17 protein-coding genes and 1 other annotated feature are annotated in these 18,238 nt (G+C 57.9%); of the genes, 3 read left to right on the top strand and 14 right to left on the bottom strand.

Annotated elements, in window-relative coordinates; translation table 11 throughout:
• Positions 1 to 12 precede the first annotated feature (12 nt).
• The 6 genes from MCG44_RS05435 to MCG44_RS05410 all read right to left on the bottom strand — a co-directional run bounded on the left by MCG44_RS05435 (position 13) and on the right by MCG44_RS05410 (position 7,657).
• Positions 13 to 1,365 (bottom strand): TrkH family potassium uptake protein, encoded by a 1,353-nt coding sequence (locus MCG44_RS05435; protein WP_147570625.1) that lies wholly within the window; start codon positions 1,363 to 1,365, stop codon positions 13 to 15.
• Between the two features lie 114 nt (positions 1,366 to 1,479).
• Positions 1,480 to 2,991, bottom strand: coding sequence for a lysine--tRNA ligase (gene lysS / locus MCG44_RS05430; RefSeq protein ID WP_186852683.1), 1,512 nt, complete (start codon positions 2,989 to 2,991; stop codon positions 1,480 to 1,482).
• Between the two features lie 34 nt (positions 2,992 to 3,025).
• Complete coding sequence (greA, locus tag MCG44_RS05425) at positions 3,026 to 3,499, bottom strand: transcription elongation factor GreA (RefSeq protein ID WP_147570627.1); 474 nt, start codon at positions 3,497 to 3,499, stop codon at positions 3,026 to 3,028.
• Positions 3,500 to 3,617: 118 nt separating this feature from the next.
• The gene (locus MCG44_RS05420; RefSeq protein WP_147570628.1) at positions 3,618 to 4,298 is read right to left on the bottom strand and encodes a hypothetical protein; all 681 of its coding nucleotides are present in this window, start codon (positions 4,296 to 4,298) and stop codon (positions 3,618 to 3,620) included.
• 183 nt (positions 4,299 to 4,481) lie between these two features.
• Positions 4,482 to 7,124 (bottom strand): valine--tRNA ligase, encoded by a 2,643-nt coding sequence (locus MCG44_RS05415; protein ID WP_240287156.1) that lies wholly within the window; start codon positions 7,122 to 7,124, stop codon positions 4,482 to 4,484.
• 23 nt (positions 7,125 to 7,147) lie between these two features.
• Positions 7,148 to 7,657: a YcxB family protein gene (locus MCG44_RS05410; protein ID WP_240287154.1), complete on the bottom strand. Its 510-nt coding sequence runs from the start codon at positions 7,655 to 7,657 to the stop codon at positions 7,148 to 7,150.
• 48 nt (positions 7,658 to 7,705) lie between these two features.
• Positions 7,706 to 7,911, bottom strand: a binding site (T-box leader).
• Between the two features lie 373 nt (positions 7,912 to 8,284).
• On the opposite strand from MCG44_RS05410, the gene MCG44_RS05405 reads away from it, so the two are divergent.
• Positions 8,285 to 8,737, top strand: coding sequence for a GyrI-like domain-containing protein (locus MCG44_RS05405; RefSeq protein ID WP_412531134.1), 453 nt, complete (start codon positions 8,285 to 8,287; stop codon positions 8,735 to 8,737).
• Between the two features lie 196 nt (positions 8,738 to 8,933).
• Here MCG44_RS05405 and MCG44_RS05400 read toward each other — a convergent pair whose 3' ends face one another.
• The 7 genes from MCG44_RS05400 to MCG44_RS05370 form a co-directional block, all read right to left on the bottom strand.
• Positions 8,934 to 9,722 carry a type III pantothenate kinase gene (locus MCG44_RS05400; protein WP_147570632.1) on the bottom strand — a complete coding sequence of 263 codons (789 nt, stop codon included), beginning with the start codon at positions 9,720 to 9,722 and terminating at the stop codon, positions 8,934 to 8,936.
• A gap of 175 nt (positions 9,723 to 9,897) precedes the next feature.
• Positions 9,898 to 11,130: a murein hydrolase activator EnvC family protein gene (locus MCG44_RS05395; protein ID WP_240287152.1), complete on the bottom strand. Its 1,233-nt coding sequence runs from the start codon at positions 11,128 to 11,130 to the stop codon at positions 9,898 to 9,900.
• 25 nt (positions 11,131 to 11,155) lie between these two features.
• Complete coding sequence (locus tag MCG44_RS05390) at positions 11,156 to 11,257, bottom strand: hypothetical protein (RefSeq protein ID WP_240287150.1); 102 nt, start codon at positions 11,255 to 11,257, stop codon at positions 11,156 to 11,158.
• A 16-nt stretch (positions 11,258 to 11,273) separates the two neighbouring features.
• Positions 11,274 to 12,164 (bottom strand): permease-like cell division protein FtsX, encoded by an 891-nt coding sequence (ftsX, locus tag MCG44_RS05385; RefSeq protein WP_240287148.1) that lies wholly within the window; start codon positions 12,162 to 12,164, stop codon positions 11,274 to 11,276.
• Positions 12,148 to 12,837, bottom strand: a complete 690-nt coding sequence (ftsE, locus tag MCG44_RS05380; RefSeq protein WP_147570635.1) for a cell division ATP-binding protein FtsE — start codon at positions 12,835 to 12,837, stop codon at positions 12,148 to 12,150. Before ftsE ends, ftsX begins: the two co-directional genes overlap by 17 nt.
• A gap of 356 nt (positions 12,838 to 13,193) precedes the next feature.
• Positions 13,194 to 14,285, bottom strand: coding sequence for a PucR family transcriptional regulator (locus MCG44_RS05375; protein ID WP_147570636.1), 1,092 nt, complete (start codon positions 14,283 to 14,285; stop codon positions 13,194 to 13,196).
• 107 nt (positions 14,286 to 14,392) lie between these two features.
• Positions 14,393 to 15,118 (bottom strand): pseudouridine synthase, encoded by a 726-nt coding sequence (locus MCG44_RS05370; RefSeq protein ID WP_186852687.1) that lies wholly within the window; start codon positions 15,116 to 15,118, stop codon positions 14,393 to 14,395.
• Positions 15,119 to 15,303: 185 nt separating this feature from the next.
• Here MCG44_RS05370 and MCG44_RS05365 point away from each other — a divergent pair, with 185 nt between their 5' ends.
• Positions 15,304 to 15,780 carry a DUF4830 domain-containing protein gene (locus MCG44_RS05365; protein WP_240287146.1) on the top strand — a complete coding sequence of 159 codons (477 nt, stop codon included), beginning with the start codon at positions 15,304 to 15,306 and terminating at the stop codon, positions 15,778 to 15,780.
• Between the two features lie 40 nt (positions 15,781 to 15,820).
• On the opposite strand, the gene MCG44_RS05360 is transcribed toward MCG44_RS05365, so the two are convergent.
• A complete protein-coding gene (locus MCG44_RS05360; protein ID WP_147570637.1) occupies positions 15,821 to 16,645 on the bottom strand; it encodes a mechanosensitive ion channel family protein in 825 nt (274 codons plus the stop codon).
• 283 nt (positions 16,646 to 16,928) lie between these two features.
• Here MCG44_RS05360 and MCG44_RS05355 point away from each other — a divergent pair, with 283 nt between their 5' ends.
• A complete protein-coding gene (locus MCG44_RS05355; protein WP_240287144.1) occupies positions 16,929 to 18,236 on the top strand; it encodes an MATE family efflux transporter in 1,308 nt (435 codons plus the stop codon).
• Positions 18,237 to 18,238: the final 2 nt, after the last annotated feature.

Here is an 18,238-nt window from a genome sequence, read left to right as displayed (position 1 = left end):
CCTCCTCCCCGCTTACCCGATCATCACGTCAGTAGCAGGGTACGAAATCTTATGTTCTGCCTGTTTCCTGGTCAGGAAGGCGATGGAGAAGGACAGGATTCCTACCCGGCCCAGGAACATCAGGGCGACCATCAGCAGGGCGCTTCCCACCGTCAGCGACGGGGTGATTCCCATAGTCACCCCCACCGTCCCCATGCCGGAGGCCACTTCAAAGGCCGCCTGGACAAAGGGCACCCGGTCCATCAGAGAAAGCGCCATGGAACCGGTCAGGAACAGCAGCAACACCGTCAGCGCCAGGGTCATGGCGTCCATCACCCGCCGCTGTGGAATGGTCCTGTGGCGGAACACCACCTCCTCCCGCCCTCGGAGGCCGTCCCGCAGGGCCAGCAGCAGCACCCCCATTGTGACCGTCTTGAGTCCTCCGGCCGTGGAGCCCGATGAGCCGCCTATCAGCATCAGGATGATGGACAGCACCGCGGAGCTGTCCCGCAGGCCGGCTTGGTCAAAGGTGGCATACCCCGCCGTTCTCAGGGTCACCGACTGAAAGAGGGCGTTCAGCGGCCGCTCCCAGACGGGCATCGCCCCCAGTGTAGCTGGGTTGTCCCACTCGGCACAGCAGAAGAACAGGGTCCCAAGCCCAATCAGCGCCACAGTGATCCCCAGCACCATTTTGGAATACAGCCGCAGCTTACGCCAGCACCTGGCATCCAGCAGGTCCTCCCATACAAAAAAGCCCAGGCCCCCCACAATGATAAGGGCCATGATGGTCACCATCACCAGCAGGTCCCCCCGGAAGGCCGCCAGGCTGCTGTAAGGTCCGCTGTACCCGCCGAACAGATCAAAGCCGCCGTTACAAAAGGCAGAAACACTGTGGAATACAGAGAACCACAGCCCCCTACCCAGTCCGAAAATGGGGACAAATCTTGTGGCCAGCAGCGCCGCCCCCAGCCCCTCGGCCAGAAAGGTTCCCATCAGGGCGTGACGCACTACCCGGACCACTCCGGCTACCCCACTCATATTGAGGGAGGAAGCCATCATCATCCGCTGGGACAGTCCGATCCTCCGGTGCAGCGCGAAGGGCACCAGGGACATGAGGGTGACAAAGCCCAGGCCGCCCAGCTGCACCAGCACCAGCATCACCCCTTGACCGAAGGGCGTCCAATGCAGCGCTGTATCCACCAGCACCAGCCCCGTAACACAGGTGGCGGAGGTGGCGGTAAACAGGCACACCAGCCAGGGAGTGGCCTGCCCGTCCCAGGCGGCGATGGGCAGCCGGAGCAGCAGCGTCCCCAACAAAATGATACCCCCAAAGCCCAAGACAATGTATCGGGTGGGGTTTAGCTTTTTTTGTGCCAGGATATACACTCACAACGGCTCCTTTTTCCCAGTTGACGCCTCTCTATGGCGCGCCTTATGGCCGCCGGGAGGTGCAGAAAGGCATACCAATGGGAAAATCCCATTGGTATGCCGGCCGCAGTTTCATTCTAAAGGCTTCATAGTGGGGAACAGGATGACCTCACGAATAGAATCGGAGCCCGTCAGCAGCATGACACAGCGGTCGATGCCGATGCCCAGCCCACCCGTGGGGGGCATGCCGTACTCCAGGGCGGTGAGGAAATCCTCGTCCATCATGCCGGCCTCGTCGTCCCCCTTGTCCCGCAGTTCCACCTGCTTCTGGAATCGCTGGCGCTGGTCGATGGGGTCGTTGAGTTCGGAGAAGGCGTTGCCCATCTCACTGTGGCAGATGAACAGCTCAAATCGCTCGGTAAGTCGGGAATCGACAAGAGAACGTTTAGCCAGAGGGGACACATCTACCGGGTGCATGGTAATGAAAGTGGGCTGGATGAGCTTCTCCTCCACCCGCTGGTCAAAGACCTCATACAGGGCGTTACCCCAGGTCTTGTCCGCCGTTTCAGGCAACTCCACCCCGATAGCCTTGGCGGCGGCTACGGCCTCCTCGTCGGAGGTAATGGCCATAAAGTCGATGCCGCAATACTTCTTGACGGCCTCGTGCATCGGCATACGGGGCCAGCCGGGGGTCAGGTCGATTTTTTCTCCCTGCCACTCCACCTGGTAAGTACCCAGGATCTTCTGGGCAGCGGAGGTAAGCAGATCCTCGAACAGGTCCATCATGTCGTTGAAGTCGGCATAAGCCTGGTACAGCTCGATGGTAGTAAACTCAGGGTTGTGCTTGGGGTCCATCCCCTCGTTGCGGAAGATGCGCCCGATCTCGTATACCCGGTCCATGCCGCCTACGATGAGCCGCTTCAAGGGCAGCTCGGTGGCGATGCGCATATACATATCGATGTCCAGGGTATTATGGTGGGTAATGAAGGGCCGGGCTGTGGCGCCGCCGGAGATGGTGTTGAGCACCGGGGTCTCCACCTCCATATAGCCACGGCCGTCCATAAAGTCCCGGACATGCTTGATGAACTGGGAGCGAATGATGAAGTTGCGCTTCACCTCCGGATTGACGATCAGATCCACATAGCGTTGGCGGTAGCGCAGCTCGGTGTTGGTCAGGCCGTGGAATTTCTCCGGCAGGGGCAGCAGGGACTTAGAGAGCAGCGTCACAGTCACAACACGGACGGACATCTCTCCCCGCTGGGTGCGAAAAACTACGCCGTGGACTCCTACGATATCGCCGATATCATACTTCTTAAAGCGGTTATACTCCGCCTCATCCATCTCGTCCTTCCTGGCGTAGAGCTGGATGCGGCCGGACTTGTCCTGCAGGTCGCAGAAGGACACCTTGCCCATCCCCCGCTTGGACATGAGGCGGCCGGCGATGGCCACCTGCCGCCCCTCCAGGGCGTCGAAGTTGCCCTTGATGTTGGCGGAGTCGTTATCCACTACGAATCGGGTGATCTGGAAGGGATCGTTCCCCCCCTCCTGGAGCTCCTTCAGCTTGTCCCGGCGGATCTTCAGCAGCTGGGAGAGGTTCTCCTCCTGGGGGGCGCTCTGGTTGTTCTTGTTATTCTGATCGGCCATATCGCCAACTCCTATCCTCTGTATCTTGGAAAAATTACCGCTCCACCTTCAGGATCTTATACTCTACCGGACCGGCGGGGGCGTCCACAGTGATCTCATCCCCGGCGTTCTTGCCTAGCAGGGCCTTGCCAAAGGGGGAGTCCTCGGAGATAGTGCCCTTCATGGGATCAGCCTCCTGGGAGCCCACGATCTTATAGGTCTCCTCCTCCCCAAACTCCTTATCCAGCACGGTGACGGAGGAGCCCATGCGGATGTAATCGCCGCCGTCCTCCTCCTCCTCGATGACCACATAGTTTGACAGGATCTCGTCCAGTTCAGCCATGCGGGAGTACAGCTTTCCCTGCTCGTTCTTGGCCTCGTCATACTCGCTGTTCTCAGACAGGTCGCCAAAGGAGCGGGCCTCTTTGATGAGCTCCGCCACCTCTTTTTCCCGGACGGTCTTCAGGTAGCTCATCTCATCCTGTAGCTCCTTGAGCCGCTCCGGGCTCAAACGATACTCTTTTGCCATGATACCTCGCACACCTTTCCAATGGCGGCTCCGAGCTTATCAGGCCGCCATACATTATAATAAAGAAATGGGCACACTGATGCAGTATGTGTCATTATAAGTGCTCCATTCTCCGCTGTCAAGTGATTTTTAGCTCTTCTTTGTTCAGTCGTCCGAACTCATACAGGGCGGCGAGCAGGTCCAAATCCTCCCGATCTCCCTCCCCCAGATGTGGAGCTGACAGGGACAGGCCCGCCAGATCCGGTGCATGTCCGTAGAGCTCCAGCGTAGGCTCCTCTCCCCTGGCCCCGTCTGGATGAAAGCAAAGAGCCGCCTGCCCCCCTTCTCTCCGTGGCAGGATAGGCACACCGAACTCCCCGCGCAGCCATCGGGCCAGCTCCTCCCCTCCTTTGGGCGCGTCGATGACCAGGTTCCGGACTTGAGAACAGAGCGTTACGGCGACACGGGTCATCTCCCAGTCTGCCCGCGCCCCGCATAAAACCACGGTGGACCGATCCGGCGCCGCTCCCCTCCGCTCCAGCAGCGCCAGTGCCAGCGCCGGTGACTGGGCCCGCAGGAAAGGCCCTGGGTCCACTGGAGCTAGCCCATATTCCGACAGCAGAGGCCAACAGGGGAACCCTCTGGGGACCAGCACCCGGCGGGCTCCGCCCCGAAACAGTGCCCTTCCCGCTTTCTTGACACGCCGCTCCCACCAAAAGCTGTCCATATCGGCGCGCACCCGCAGCACCGGCAGACCGTAGAGCTTTTCCCGCTCTCCCTGTCTGGGTCCGCCTGAGCCGAATACCAGTTGTCCGATCATATCCTCACCTCTTATGTGGGAGGATATGCGGAATAGTCCTGGGATATGGTTGGCAGATGTATCTTTATTCGATTTGTTCCCGGTTCCGCGGCGCTCCCTTTCCCAGAATGGAAAAACCGCCCAGCATCAGCCCATAACCATCTAAGAAAGAGCCGGACAGTTATCCCTGTCCGGCTCTTTTTCTCACATATTCTTCAGCTGTTCCTCCAGCTTGGCTACCAGCTCGTTGAGCTTGACAGCCCTCTCCTTCTCCGCTTCCACCACATGGGCAGGAGCCTTGTTGACAAATCCGGGGTTGGCCAGCTTGGCATTCAGCTTCTGAAGCTCATCAAAGTTCTTCTTCCGCTCCTTCTCCATGCGGGCCTTCTCCTTCTCCATATCCACCAGCTCGGCCAGAGGCATGGACAGCTGGGCGGCATGGGTGACTACGGTGACCTGTCCCGCTCCCTCAGAGGTCTGGCCCGCGGGAACAATGGTCACCTCACCCGCGTAGGCCAGCTTTTTCAGGAAGGGCACACCCAGCTCAAATACCTCCGCCTCATCGGTCGCTACGGTAAGGTGGGCCTTTTTGGAGGGGGGCACGTTCATCTCGCTGCGGCGAGTACGGACAGCCCGGATGGCATCCATAATGAGCTCCATGGCCTTCTCCTCGTCGGGGAAGTCCAGCTCATCCCTGTGCTCGGGCCAGGACTGGAGCATCAGGAAGGAACCCTCCTCCACCTCGTCTCCGTGGGGCAGCGCCTGCCAGATCTCCTCGGTGATAAAGGGCATGAAGGGGTGAAGCAGCTTCAGCATCTGGGTGAGCACATAGCACAGCACCTGCTGGGCCCGGACCTTGCTGTCCTGGTCCTCGCCCTGAAGGCGGGTTTTGGTCAGCTCGATATACCAGTCACAGTAGTCGTCCCAGATGAAGTCGTAGATCTTCTGGGCGGCCACGCCCAGCTCATACCGGTCCATGTTGTCGGTGATATCTGGAATGACCCGGTTGAGCTTGGACAGGATCCACTTGTCCTCCAGCTCCAGCTTGTCGGGCAGCTGGCACTTGTCAATGGTCAGGTTCATCTTCAGGAAGCGGCTGGCGTTCCAGATCTTGTTGGCGAAGTTCCGCATAGCCTCGCACCGCTCAGTGTAGAAGCGCATATCGTTGCCTGGGCTGTTGCCGGTGACCAGATTGAAGCGCAGGGCGTCAGCGCCGTACTTCTCGGCAATCTCCAGAGGATCGATGCCGTTACCCAGAGATTTGGACATCTTTCGGCCCTTGTCGTCCCGGACCAGGCCGTGGATAAACACAGTGTGGAAGGGGGGCTTTTGGGTCTGCTCACAGGCGGAGAAGATCATCCGGGCCACCCAGAAGAAGATAATGTCATAGCCGGTGACTAGTACGTCGGTGGGATAGAAATAGTCCAGATCGGGGGTCTTCTCCGGCCATCCCAGGGTAGAGAAGGGCCATAGAGCGGAGGAGAACCAGGTATCCAACACATCAGGGTCCCGGTGGATCTTCTTAGAGTGGCACTTCTCGCACTCGGTGGGGTCCTCCCGGCTGACGGTCATGTGGCCGCAGTCGTCGCAGTACCACACAGGGATCTGATGTCCCCACCACAGCTGGCGGGAGATACACCAGTCATGCACATTCTCCATCCAGTTGGTGTAGGTCTTGGCAAATCGCTCAGGGACAAACTTGACCTCACCCTCGTTGACTACCCGCAGGGCCTCCTTGGCCAAGGGGGCCATCTTGACGAACCACTGGGCGGAGATGATAGGCTCCACGTCGTTGTGGCAGCGGTAGCAGGTGCCCACGTTGTGGGAGTAAGGCTCCACTTTTTCCAACAGGCCCATGGCCTCCAGGTCGGCGATGACTGCCTTCCGGGCCTCGTACCGGTCCATCCCCTGGTACTTGCCGCCGTTGGCGTTGACCACACCGTTGTCATCCAGCACCCGGATGGTGTCCAGATTGTGGCGCAGGCCCACCTCGAAGTCGTTGGGGTCGTGGGCGGGGGTCATCTTCACGCAGCCAGTGCCGAAGTCCATCTCCACATAGTCATCGGCTACAATGGGGATCTCCCGGTCCATCAGGGGCAGGATGCAGGTCTTGCCCACCAAATGCTTGTACCGCTCGTCATTGGGGTTGACGGCCACGCCGGTGTCGCCCATCATGGTTTCCGGCCGAGTGGTGGCAACCACCAAATAGCCGGACCCGTCAGAGAGGGGATAACGCATATGCCATAGGTGGCCGGGCTTGTCCTGGTACTCCACCTCCGCGTCACTGAGGGCGGTGGTACAGTGGGGGCACCAGTTAATGATGCGGCTCCCCTTGTAGATCAGGCCCTTATCATACAGTTCACAGAAGGTCTCCCTGACAGCCTTAGAGCAGCCCTCGTCCATAGTGAACCGGGCCCGGTCCCAGTCGCAGGAGGAGCCCATCTTCTTCTGCTGGGCTACGATGCGGCCGCCGTACTTCTCCTTCCAGTCCCACACCCGTTCCAGGAACTTATCCCGGCCCAGGTCATAGCGGGTCAGGCCCTCGTTCTCCCGCAGGTCCTCCTCCACCTTGATTTGGGTGGCGATGCCGGCGTGGTCCGTGCCAGGGACCCACAAGGCGGCATAGCCCTGCATCCGCTTGAAGCGGATGAGGATGTCCTGAAGGGTGCAGTCCATGGCGTGCCCCATATGGAGCTGTCCTGTCACGTTGGGGGGCGGCATGACGATGGTAAACGGCTTCTTTTTCGGGTCCCGGCGGCCCTTAAAGCACCCCGCCTTTTCCCAGTTCTCATAGATGCGGCCTTCGGCCTCCTGGGGCTCGTAGACCTTGGGCAGTTCAATACTCATAGCGTTTCTCCTACTTTCTAAAATCAGACATTCTCAATGGTCTTTTTTGTTTTGCTCTGGATCAGGGAGCGGAATCGCTCCAGCCCGCCGCTGGCGAAGGTCCTCTTGTCCAGGATATAGCCCCGGCGGCTGTCCTCCAGGAGGATGAAGTAGCGGTCCCCCTCCAGGATGGAGGCGATGTCGTCATAAGACATCCGCTGCTCGCCGCCGCCCACGCCGGCGACGGTCCACCCCTCCTGGTCAAAGGTGTTGGTGAACACCTTCACTCCCTTCATGATGAGCTTCACCATGAGGAGGGCCCTCAGCTGATTCAAAAACAGGGTCCACAGCAGAATTACAGCGCCCAGCAGGGCCAGCAGGACCTGGAGGATGCCGGTAAACTGGAAGCGTGCGGCAAACAGGAGGAGCAGGGCCAGAGCTGCGAACAGGACCCGGAGAGCGATGCTCTGACCCCTGTGGGTGGCCCGGGTTACCATGCGGTTCATGGCCACATAAGCTCCCCAGTCATAGACAGTCTCATTGGTGATCTTCATATGCGTAGCTCTGCTCCTTTCGGAATATAAAAACGCCCCAAGCCGTTGGCTCAGGGCGATCAAAAACCGCGGTACCACCTGAGTTCGGGCACAGCGCCCGCGCTCGATCCCATAACGGCGGGGACCGCCGCCCCTTACTACCGTTCTGGGGCGGAGCTTGGAAGCCACTTCACCGGGGTTCCCGGAGCGCTTTCACCAGCCGCGCCCTCTCTGCACCGTTCTACCCGGATACTTCTCTTCCGCATTGCTTTTGTTGGGCCCTATTATATGGGATTTCTCCCCATCTGTCAAGGGGCCTGCTCTCTCATCCCTATTCCCCTTTGGACAAATGGGGCCTGACTCCGTCGATTTCACTATGAATTGAATAAAACAGGAAAATATGATAAAGTAACCAAAAAGATAAACCTCTATTTGGACGCAAATCTATTTCTGAAATTAAGCATTCCATGAGCAATATGCAGATATGTATGGCAAGTTTGTAAGAGTATATTTCAAAGATGGTTCTGTACGCAATGGATTTTATGAAAATAGCTCCATTCCTATCAGTTGCGAGGCAATCAAAATCGCAGATATTCAAAGGATGGAATTGTTTTGCCAATAACTTTGAATCTGAGGAGATACAGAATGATGAAAGTAATAAAGGAAAAATTTGTTGTCATTGGAAAAGAGGGCTCAACATTAGACGGCGAAGGATTTATTCAAAAATTGTGGAATGATGCAAATAGTAATTTTAGTGAGGTAGCGCATCTGGCAAAGAGAGACGCAAATGGGAGTATTGTGGGAATATGGGGTGCTATGTCTGATATTTCTCACTCATTTAAGCCGTGGGAAGATGGCTTTCGTAAAGGCTTGTATCTGGCAGGGGTAGAATGTGTTGATAGCGCAGAAGCACCTGATGGATGGGTAAAATGGACAATACCAAGTTATGAGTATATAGTTGCTGAAAACCATAGGGGGGTGTTTGAAAAAATCATTGGACAAATGAATCAGGAGGGCATTTCTCTGGTCGGAGCAGTTCACGATTATACTGACCCAGCAACAGGAAAAGGCTATTTATATTTTCCAATCAGAGAAGTATAATAAACATTACTTTATCGATCTGTTCGCGTAAAAAAGCGCCTCCCTTCGTCACTTTGACGAAGGGAGGCGCTTTATCCTGCTCTCTTCGGATTCGCGGCGGTCCCCCGTTGGTAGAGATGCCAGTGGCTGACACAAGCCTCCCTCCCAGCCACACATCGCTAGGTTCATAGAATTTAATCGGTCGGGACCTTCTACCTCATTCCTCTCCTTTTCTCCGCTCCTGGAGATTCTTTTTGTAGAGGATATTCAACCCCTTCAGCAGCAGATCCTTCTCTAGTGTCATCTCTCTGCGGCACAGGGGGGCGATAAACTGCGCCATGCCTCCGGTGGCCACCACGGTGGTAGAATAGCCCAGTTCCTCCTCTACCCGGTCCAGCATCCCGTCCAGCATGGCGGCGGTGCCGTACATAATGCCGCTGCGCATACAGTCTACTGTGTTCTTGCCGATGACCTTCTTGGGCCGGTCCAGCCGGATTCCAGGAAGCTGGGCCGTGCGGGAGGTCAGCGCCTCCAAAGATACCCGAACGCCGGGGATGATACATCCTCCCACATAGGTATTGCCCCGGTCCACCACCTCAATGGTGGTAGCGGTGCCCAGGTCCAGCAGGGTCAGGGGAGGTTCGTACTCCGCCAGGGCGGCCACGGCGATCACAATGCGGTCGCTGCCCACTTGGGCGGGGGCGTCCATCTGGATATTCAGCCCGGTCTTGATCCCCGGCCCCACCACCATGGGCTGTTTGCGGATCAGCTTGACCACACCGGTTCGTACGGAGTTGAACACTGGAGGCACCACGGAGGAGATGATGCAGTCGTCGATGTCCGACGGCTTCACATCAAAGAGGGATAGGATATTTTTGATCTCCACCCCATACTGGTCCGAGGTTTTGATGTGGTCGGTAGCGATTCGAGCCTCGAAGGCGATGCGGTCGTCCTGAATACCTCCGATGACGATATTGCTATTGCCGATATCTATGGCAAGGAGCATAGTTTGTCCACCTCGTATCTGGGATGGCTCCCACAGGACCATAAAGTCCCCTGTACCTCCCATTTTATCGTTGGTATTATACAGGATAGGGGCCCCAGGCGCAAGGAAAATTTCCATTTTTCCACGGCGCCGCTAAAAAGCCGCCTTCCTGATACCGGGAGGCGGCTTTTTATTGTCAGTTCAACCGTTTGGTGGTACCCCCGGACCGGACATAGAGGGGGATATCCTTAAAGTAGTTGACCGGGTCCTTTCGGGTGCCGTTGACCCGGATCTCAAAGTGTAGGTGGTTGCCGGTGGAGGAACCGGTGGTACCGACATAGCCCACCACATCTCCCTGCTTCACCGTCTGCCCCTCGCTGACGCCCCGCTTATTCATATGAGCGTAGAGGGTGCTAGTCCCATCGCTGTGGGAGACCACCACATAGTTGCCGTAGGAGCTGTTATAGGTGGAGGTGGTGACCACACCACTCTTGGAGGCCAGAATCTTGGTATTTTTGGGCGCTGGGATGTCGATGCCCGTGTGATTGTGCCTCTTGCCGGTGATGGGGTGGATGCGTCCGGCGAAGAGGGACGACAGCGTTGTGTACCCAGGCAGGGGCCACAGGAAGCCGGACTCGCTCTGCACACCAGATATCTGGGCGGCCATCTCCTTCTCTTTTCTTCTGATCTCCGCATCCAGAGCATTGGCGGCCTTTTGCAGCTCTGCCTCCATGGCCTCCAGTTGATCCTCCTGGGAGCTGATCTCGCCAATGAGCTTATCTACTTCTGCCTCCTGGGCCTCCCGCTCCTTCTTGGCGGCCTCCTGCTCCTTGCGGGCTTCCTCCTGGGCGGCTTTGGCCTGCTCCAGTTCAGCCTTGTCCACCTCTATCTGCTCCCGGATGGCAATCAGGTCGTCCATGACCTTGTTATCATACTCCATGATCTCTTCCACCATCATGAAGTTGTCCAGCAAATCGCTGAAGTCAGCGGAGGAAAACAGGACGGACCAGTAGGACACCTCGCCCTCCTCCTCCATATAGCGAACACGGCGGCAGAACAGATCGTACTGCTCCGCCTCGTCCGCCTCCGCCTGGGCCAGCTCCACCTCCTTCTCCTGGATGAGCTGGCCGTATTTCTCGATTTGAGCAGTCATGTTGTCTATTTCTTCCTGAATCACGTTGATCTGCCGCTCGATCAGGTCCTTCTGCTGCTGGGCGGCGTTCTTGTCCGCCCGAACGTCCTTCAGCTGGGCCTGTAAATCTTTCTTCTGGTTTGCCAGGGCGCTGGCGTCTTCTTTCAGGTCGTCGATCTCATCCTGGGTAACGGCCGACGCCTCAGGCACCGAATAGGGCCCTGTAAGGGGCAGCAGAATAGCCAACGCTAGCGCCAGTGTCACCACCCGGCGAAATACGGTCTTTCTCTTATTCACAGTATTTCCTCCCAGGTCTATCCGCTCAGTGAATCAATATCTGAGCCAAGATTGGCAACAGCATCATCAGGGCCAAAAAACCGGCCAGTACCCCCATCATGATACGTTGCTTTTTCTGATGCTTCATAAGTTTCTCTCCTATCTCAGACCTGCAAAAATTTCCGGATGGCCAGCAGAGAACCGCATACGCCGATCAGGGCTCCGGTGCCGCAGAAAATGGCCAGAATGTATCGAATCATAGAGGTATAGCTGACCATTGTCACCAGAGACAACCCGTTGCCCTGGATAATCAATTTTGCCACCAGCTGGTAAATGCCCCACTGGGCAAAGAAGGCCAGCAGAGCCCCTGTCAGGCCTAAGATCAGGCCCTCCACTACGAAGGGCCACTGGATGAAGGCATCGGTGGCGCCACACATCTTCATGATGGCGATCTCCTCCCGGCGGTAGAAGGTGGCTAACTTGATGGTATTGGCGATGATAAACAGGGACACCACCAGCAGAATCCCAATCAGCACAACAGCTACACCGGTGGCGATATTCCGGGCCAGCACAAAGCCGTTGGCAATATCGATTGCCGCTCGAACGTTGGCCACGCCCGCGACCTGCTCTACCGCGGCTTCAGTCTGTTCCATCTGCTCCAGGTTCTCCACATGGATGCGGAAGCGGTCCCGCAGCACCTCGTCAGGCAGGTCGTCCAGCAGGGGGTTGTTCTCCCGTCCCTCTTTGTAATCCTCCAGAGCCTCTTCCCGACTGACGAAGGTGACTTTTGTCACATTGGGCAGTGTCTCGATCTCCGGCTGGATGGACCGAGCCTGCTCCTCCGTATAGTTCTCGTCAATATAGGCCAGCATCTCATTCTCCGCCTCCAGGTCACCCAGCATATGGTCCAGGTTCACCGCCAGCAGAGAGAAGGAGCCCATAATCAGCAGACAGGCCACGATCATACACACAGCGGCAAAGGACATGAAGCCGTGGGTGAAAATGGAGTGGAACCCCTCGCTAAAATAATATCCCGCGTCAAACTTTCTCGCCATTGTAGTACCCACCCGTTTCGTCGCTGATGATACGTCCGTTCTCGATGGCCACGACCCGCTTGGCAAAGCGGTTGACCAACGCTTTCTCATGGGTAACCACCAAAACGGTAGTACCCAGCTCATTGATGCGCTCCAGCAGCACCATGATCTCCAGGGATCGCTGGGGGTCCAGGTTACCCGTGGGCTCGTCGGCAATGATCATGCTGGGGTTATTGACCAGCGCCCGGGCGATGGCCACCCGCTGCTGCTCGCCGCCGGAGAGCTGTCCAGGATAGCGGTCAGCCTTCTGCTCCAGCCCCACCAGCTGGAGCACATAGGGGATACGCCGCCGCAGCTCCCGATTGGAGGCACCGATGGCCCGCATGGCAAAGGCTAGGTTCTCGTGGACTGTCTTTTTTTCAATCAGGCGGAAGTCCTGAAAGATGATGCCCAGCGTCCGGCGCATATAGGGCACTTGGCGTGGACTGATGTTATTCAAATTGTAGCCATTGACCATTAGCCGCCCCTCAGTGGCCGCAATCTCCGCCGTGATCAGCTTGATTACCGTGGACTTACCCGACCCAGAGGGCCCTACTAGAAAAACAAACTCCCCGTCGTCAATCCGCAGATTCACGCCCTTCAGCGCCTTAGTTCCATTGTCATATTCTTTATGTACATCGATCAGACGTATCATGTTATCTCCGCTCCTCCTCTTTCCAGAGGATATTTTACCAGACCTTTGACAGCCTATTTTGTTGGGACGCGCTTCATAGTTTACACTTGTAACCTTTTCCTGTCAAGAGTCGACAGAAAAAAGCAACGCCATCTCCATCCCTGACTGTTGTAATCAAAGTAAAGTGTACCACAAATCCTGTGTTATGTAAATGACAAAATCAGTAAAGTTCTTCTTTCTTTCTCTCCCGTCCGACTGGTTATCCCCGCATTTTTTGAGGGTCTTTTCCCAACTCTTCGTCCGCCCCATGTGGGGCAAGAATTGGATAAAAAGCCGGGACCGACAAAAGTCGGTCCCGGCTTCTTTTCTCAGCTCTCTTAGGACTCAATGCCCCGGGAAATAAGATATTTTTTGACCATCAGGGCCACCTTGAAGGTGATAGCGTCGTCGAATTCCCGCAGGTCCAGTCCGGTGAGCTTCTTAATCTTTTCCAGCCGATACACCAGGGTATTTCGGTGGACAAAGAGCTTCCGGGCCGTTTCAGACACGTTCAGGTTGTTCTCGAAGAACTTGTTGATAGTCAACAGAGTCTCCTGATCCAGGGCGTCAATGGGGTTCTTCTTAAAGACCTCCTGGAGGAACATCTGGCACAGGATGGTGGGCAGCTGATAGATTAGACGGCCGATGCCCAGGTTTTCATAGTTAATAATGGTCTTCTCATTCTCAAAGACCTTACCCACGTCAATAGCCACCCCGGCCTCCTTATAGGCGCGGGCCAAATCTCGGATGTGATTGACCACGGTTCCGATGCCGATGACCACTTTGATACCCAGTTCCTGGGTAACGGCAGTGGCGATCTGTTTGGCGATTTTCTGCAGCTCTCTGGCGTCGGCCCCCTCAGGCAGCTGCTTAATCAGGGCCACATCCGTCTCGTTGATAGAGATGACAAAGTCGGTCTGCTTATCGGGGAACAGGCCCTGGATCACGTCGATGGTGGTAACATCGGCAGGCCCCAACTGGCGAACCAGGAAAGCGGCCCTGGGCGCCTCAGATACAAAGTGGAGCTCCTTCGCCTGGGTATAGATGTCCCCCAGCAGAATGTTGTCTGAGATGATATTTTTGACAAAGGTAGCCTTGTCATGCTTCTCCTCGTAGTAAGTCTTTGCGCCGTTAAAGGCCACCACCGCCATTGCGCACAGGGAGGCGGCCAGTTCGTCCTCTCCCTTGACAAAGGCAGCGTAATCGAACTGGGCTCCCCAGCCCGCGAGAGGCTTAAAGGTCTTCCCCTCAAAATAGGCGATGCTGCTGTCAGCCCCATTCACGGCGACCACAGCGCCAGACCAATGCTCTCCGATGCAGGTCAATTCGCTGCAAGCGACCACCATCCCATCAGCGTCGATGACACCCACTGTGCGATTGACACTGTCCTTCATCTGGAGCACGACGCTCTGGAACATCCTGCTTGACACATCGATCCCTCCTAAAATCTCTTTGAACACTGCTTCTATTATAACGGCTGCCCCCCCTGTTTGGCAAGAGGTTTTCTCTATTTTTTTGTGAAAAACGACCAAAAGGCTCAACTGCCGCTCCGAATCCTTTGCAATGCCTCCACTTCCGCCTCCGTCAGAAGGCGCCATTCTCCCTCTTTCAGCTCTTCTCCCAGGGAGAGTGGGCCCATAGACAGGCGCCGCAGAAAGGCCACTGGTTTACCTCGCGCGGCCAGCATCCGCTTCACCTGGTGGTACTTCCCCTCCCGCAAGGTAAGCCGACATTCGTTCCCCCGCCCCAGGGGCTCCAGCAGGGCGGGCAGGCACTGTGATCCATCCCCCAAAACCATACCAGAGGCCAGGGCCTTGCGGTCCTCCTCATTCAGCTGCCCTTCCACCCGGGCGTAGTATACCTTGTCCACATGCTTTTTGGGGGAGAGCAACTCATGGGCCAGCGGGCCGTCGTCCGTGAGCAGCAGCAGGCCCACTGTGTCCTTATCCAGTCTGCCCACGGGAAAGAGCCCCCGGCGGCGCAGATGCTCCGGGAGCAGGTCCAGCACTGTCCTCTGCCGCCGGTCCTCTGTGGCGGACAGCAGACCAGCCGGCTTGTTCATCAGCACATAGACGAAGGGGGCGCAGTCCACCACCTGCCCATCCACTGATATCTCGTCCCGGGCGGGGTCGAACTTGTCCTCCGGCCGGGCGGCCGGCATCCCCCCCGCCTGTACCCGGCCCTGTCGGACCAGGTCCTTCACCTCCCGCCGGGACCAGCGGCCTGTGGAGGCCAGTATCTTATCCAGCCGTTCCAGCGGCATATCCTTCCCCTCCCCTATGGCTGTACCGGGCCTCGCCGCCTCTCAGAGCCGGTTAGAGCCGTCCTGTGAATCTCTGGAGGCCCCTATCCTAAGCTGGGGCCCCTTATTGTCTCCTTTCGGGTATAACCTCGTCCCTTGGCGCATATGGTGAAGGGAGAACGAGCCGACGAAAGGAGAAATGCGCTGTGTTGATCGTGACCGCGAAGGTCCCCAAGCGGAAGCTGGCCTTTGGGGTGGCCCTGGCAGCTATGGCCTGCTGCTGCGCCCTGGTGCTGAATCTGGGCACCTCCGCCGTCCGGGAGGTGGCCTCGCCCTCTGTCCCAGACCCCAAAGGGGTCAAGACGAACGAGGACCGGGTGGCCTATCTGGCCGACTTTGGCTGGCAGGTATCCCCAGAGCCTATCGCTACCCAGGAGATGCTCATTCCCAAGGAGATGGACGAGAGCTATAACGAGTACCTCGCCCTCCAGTCCGGCCAGGGCTTTGACCTGGAAAAGTACACTGGAAAGCGGGCCAAGCGTTATACCTATGAGATCACCAACTACCCGACGGGAGAAGCCGGCGTACAGGTAAACCTGCTGATCTATAAAAACACCGTCATCGCTGGCGAGGTCCTCTCGCCCCAGCTGGACGGCTTTCTCCACGGGCTGGCTATGCCTTGAAGGCCCCGCGGACTGGGGGTGCGGCTGGCCTAAGCGGCGTTCATCGCTCCAGGATATGGACATTCAGATGGTCATAGGTCATCTCGATCCCGTGGCGGGTAAAGGACTCCCGCAGGCCCTCCTGAATGGCGTAGTACACGTCCCAGTAATCCCCGGCAGCGGTCCATACCCGGACCACATACTGGATACTGCTGGACTGGTAGGCAGATAGCCAGATGGCCGGGGCGGGATCAGGCTGTATCTGGGGAATGGCGTCCAGCACCTCTTGGATAGCCTCTTTGACCGTCTGTGTAGGCGCGTCGTAGGAGGCGTTGACGGTCAGTTCTACCCGCCGCCGGCCCAGGGCGGAGTAATTGACGATCTTGGCGGCGGACAGCTGACTGTTTGGCACAAAGATCTCCTTATTGTCCACGGTGACAAAGGTGGTATAGGACAGATCCACAGCCGCGATGGTCCCGCCGACTCCGTCCGCCTCCACATAGTCCCCCACCTGAAATGGCTTGGTCACCAGCAGCATGATCCCTCCCGCCAGGTTGGACAGAGTGTTTTGCAGGGCCAGGGAGACAGCCAGTCCGGCCACACTCAGCAGGGCGATGATGGAGGTCACGTCGATGCCAAGGGACCCCGCCGCCATCAGCACCAGCAAGAACCACAGCCCAACACGGACCATGGAGCGGATATACACGTGGAGGGAGGCCAGGGACTTGGACCGCTCCAGCAGGCGGTCCACCAGCTTCATCAGGACACGGATGACCGCCATACCCACCAGGACCAGCACTACCACCCGGAGCGCCGCATCCCAGGACAAGGTCTTTAGGTTCAAGGTGCCGGCGACGTTTGACAGGACTTCTTGCACATTCTCCATACTCAGCGCCTCTCTTCGTCACAGAATCCCCGAGGGGTGTCTCTCCCGTTCTGGGAGTTTCAGTATAACACAATTTCCCCCAAAAAGCGAGCTGTAAGGGCAGCGGGCCCCGGCTCTTGACACAGGGCCTCCCATCTGGTATCATAGCACACTGATATCTAACTTTGCTCTTGCCGCCGGGGAAGAGTGTAAGCGTCAGACCTTCTATCGTTAGGCCGTTGAAGATAGAAGGGGCTGGCGCTTTTTTCGTGCCCCCCGCCGGGCCGGTCTTAGGAGGTACCTGATGAAAACCACCGAACTTTTTTCTGATTTTCTCCGCTACGCCGCCCTGAACGTGGCCGGGATGGTCGGGCTGTCCTGCTATATCCTGGCCGACACCTTCTTCGTCTCCAGGGGGCTGGGCACCCAGGGCCTGGCCGCCCTGAATCTGGCCCTGCCCATCGTCAGTCTGGTGATGGGCACCGGCATGATGCTGGGAATGGGCGGCGCCATCCAATACGCCGTCCACCGGGGGCGGGACGGTGGAGAGCAGGCGGGCGCCATCTTCACCAACACCTTATTTCTGGCCCTGGCGGCCGCTCTGGTCTATGTGGCCTCCGGACTGTTCCTCTCCCGTCCCCTGACCCTTCTCCTGGGCGCGGATCAGCAGGTCTTTGCCATGACCCATACCTACCTAAAGGTCATTCTCCTGTTCTCCCCTGCCTTTATCCTGAACCACACCCTCCTCGCCTTCGTCCGGAACGACGGGGCGCCTCAGCTGGCCTCCCTAGCCATGCTGGTGGGCAGCCTGTCCAATGTCCTGTTGGACTATCTGTTCATCTTCCCCCTGGATATGGGAATCTTCGGCGCTGTGCTGGCCACGGGGATCGCCCCTGTCATCAGTATGGCCATCCTGCTGCTCCACCGGCTCCGCCGTCGAAACGGCTTCCACCTGGTTCGGACCCGGCTCCATTGGAAAACCGCCAGAGCCACCTGCTCTCTGGGCTTCCCCTCCCTGGTCAACGAGCTGTCCTCCGGCATCGTCATGCTGGTGTTCAATACCCTTATGCTGTCCCTGCTGGGCAACGTGGGGGTGGCGGCCTACGGCATCGTGGCCAACCTGGCCCTGGTGGTCATTGCTGTCTTTACCGGGGTGGCGCAGGGGGCCCAGCCCCTCATCAGCCGGTCCCACGGCCAGGGCAGGCCGGACCTGGCCCGGCGTGTCCTGGGATACGGCCTGACCGTCTGCCTGGCGATGGCCGGGGTCATCTATATCCTGCTGGCCCTGTTCGCCCCGGAGGTGGCTGCCCTCTTTAACAGCGAGGGGGACCCCGTGCTGGCCGCCACCGCGGTGGAGGGACTGCGGCTCTATTTCCTGTCCGCCCCTCTGGCCGGCGTCAACATCATGGCCGCCACCTACTTCGCCGCCACCCAGCAGGCCCTGCCCGCCCAGCTTCTCTCTCTGCTCCGGGGCCTGTTCCTGGTGGTGCCGGCCGCCCTGCTCCTATCCGCCCTCTGGGGTGTATGGGGACTCTGGCTGGCGCTGCCCGCCGCCGAGTTGGCCGCCGCTCTGGTATGCGCGGTCCTCTTCCTCCGCCTAAAAAAGAGCTAGAA

The organism is Lawsonibacter sp. OA9, from assembly GCF_022440585.1.
The sequence above is the reverse complement of the archived record's forward strand: the minus strand, read 5'-3'. Positions and strand labels throughout refer to the sequence as shown.

Excerpts from the sequence above, each read along its gene's own strand:
- greA (WP_147570627.1), bottom strand. The coding sequence starts at position 3,499 with ATGGCAAAAGAGTATCGTTTGAGCCCGGAGCGGCTCAAGGAGCTACAG.
- MCG44_RS05415 (WP_240287156.1), bottom strand. The coding sequence starts at position 7,124 with ATGAGTATTGAACTGCCCAAGGTCTACGAGCCCCAGGAGGCCGAAGGC.
- ftsE (WP_147570635.1), bottom strand. The coding sequence starts at position 12,837 with ATGATACGTCTGATCGATGTACATAAAGAATATGACAATGGAACTAAG.
- MCG44_RS05370 (WP_186852687.1), bottom strand. The coding sequence starts at position 15,118 with ATGCCGCTGGAACGGCTGGATAAGATACTGGCCTCCACAGGCCGCTGG.
- MCG44_RS05420 (WP_147570628.1), bottom strand. The coding sequence starts at position 4,298 with ATGATCGGACAACTGGTATTCGGCTCAGGCGGACCCAGACAGGGAGAG.
- MCG44_RS05400 (WP_147570632.1), bottom strand. The coding sequence starts at position 9,722 with ATGCTCCTTGCCATAGATATCGGCAATAGCAATATCGTCATCGGAGGT.
- MCG44_RS05405 (WP_412531134.1), top strand. The coding sequence starts at position 8,285 with ATGAAAGTAATAAAGGAAAAATTTGTTGTCATTGGAAAAGAGGGCTCA.
- MCG44_RS05390 (WP_240287150.1), bottom strand. The coding sequence starts at position 11,257 with ATGAAGCATCAGAAAAAGCAACGTATCATGATGGGGGTACTGGCCGGT.
- lysS (WP_186852683.1), bottom strand. The coding sequence starts at position 2,991 with ATGGCCGATCAGAATAACAAGAACAACCAGAGCGCCCCCCAGGAGGAG.
- MCG44_RS05355 (WP_240287144.1), top strand. The coding sequence starts at position 16,929 with ATGAAAACCACCGAACTTTTTTCTGATTTTCTCCGCTACGCCGCCCTG.
- MCG44_RS05410 (WP_240287154.1), bottom strand. The coding sequence starts at position 7,657 with ATGAAGATCACCAATGAGACTGTCTATGACTGGGGAGCTTATGTGGCC.
- ftsX (WP_240287148.1), bottom strand. The coding sequence starts at position 12,164 with ATGGCGAGAAAGTTTGACGCGGGATATTATTTTAGCGAGGGGTTCCAC.
- MCG44_RS05360 (WP_147570637.1), bottom strand. The coding sequence starts at position 16,645 with ATGGAGAATGTGCAAGAAGTCCTGTCAAACGTCGCCGGCACCTTGAAC.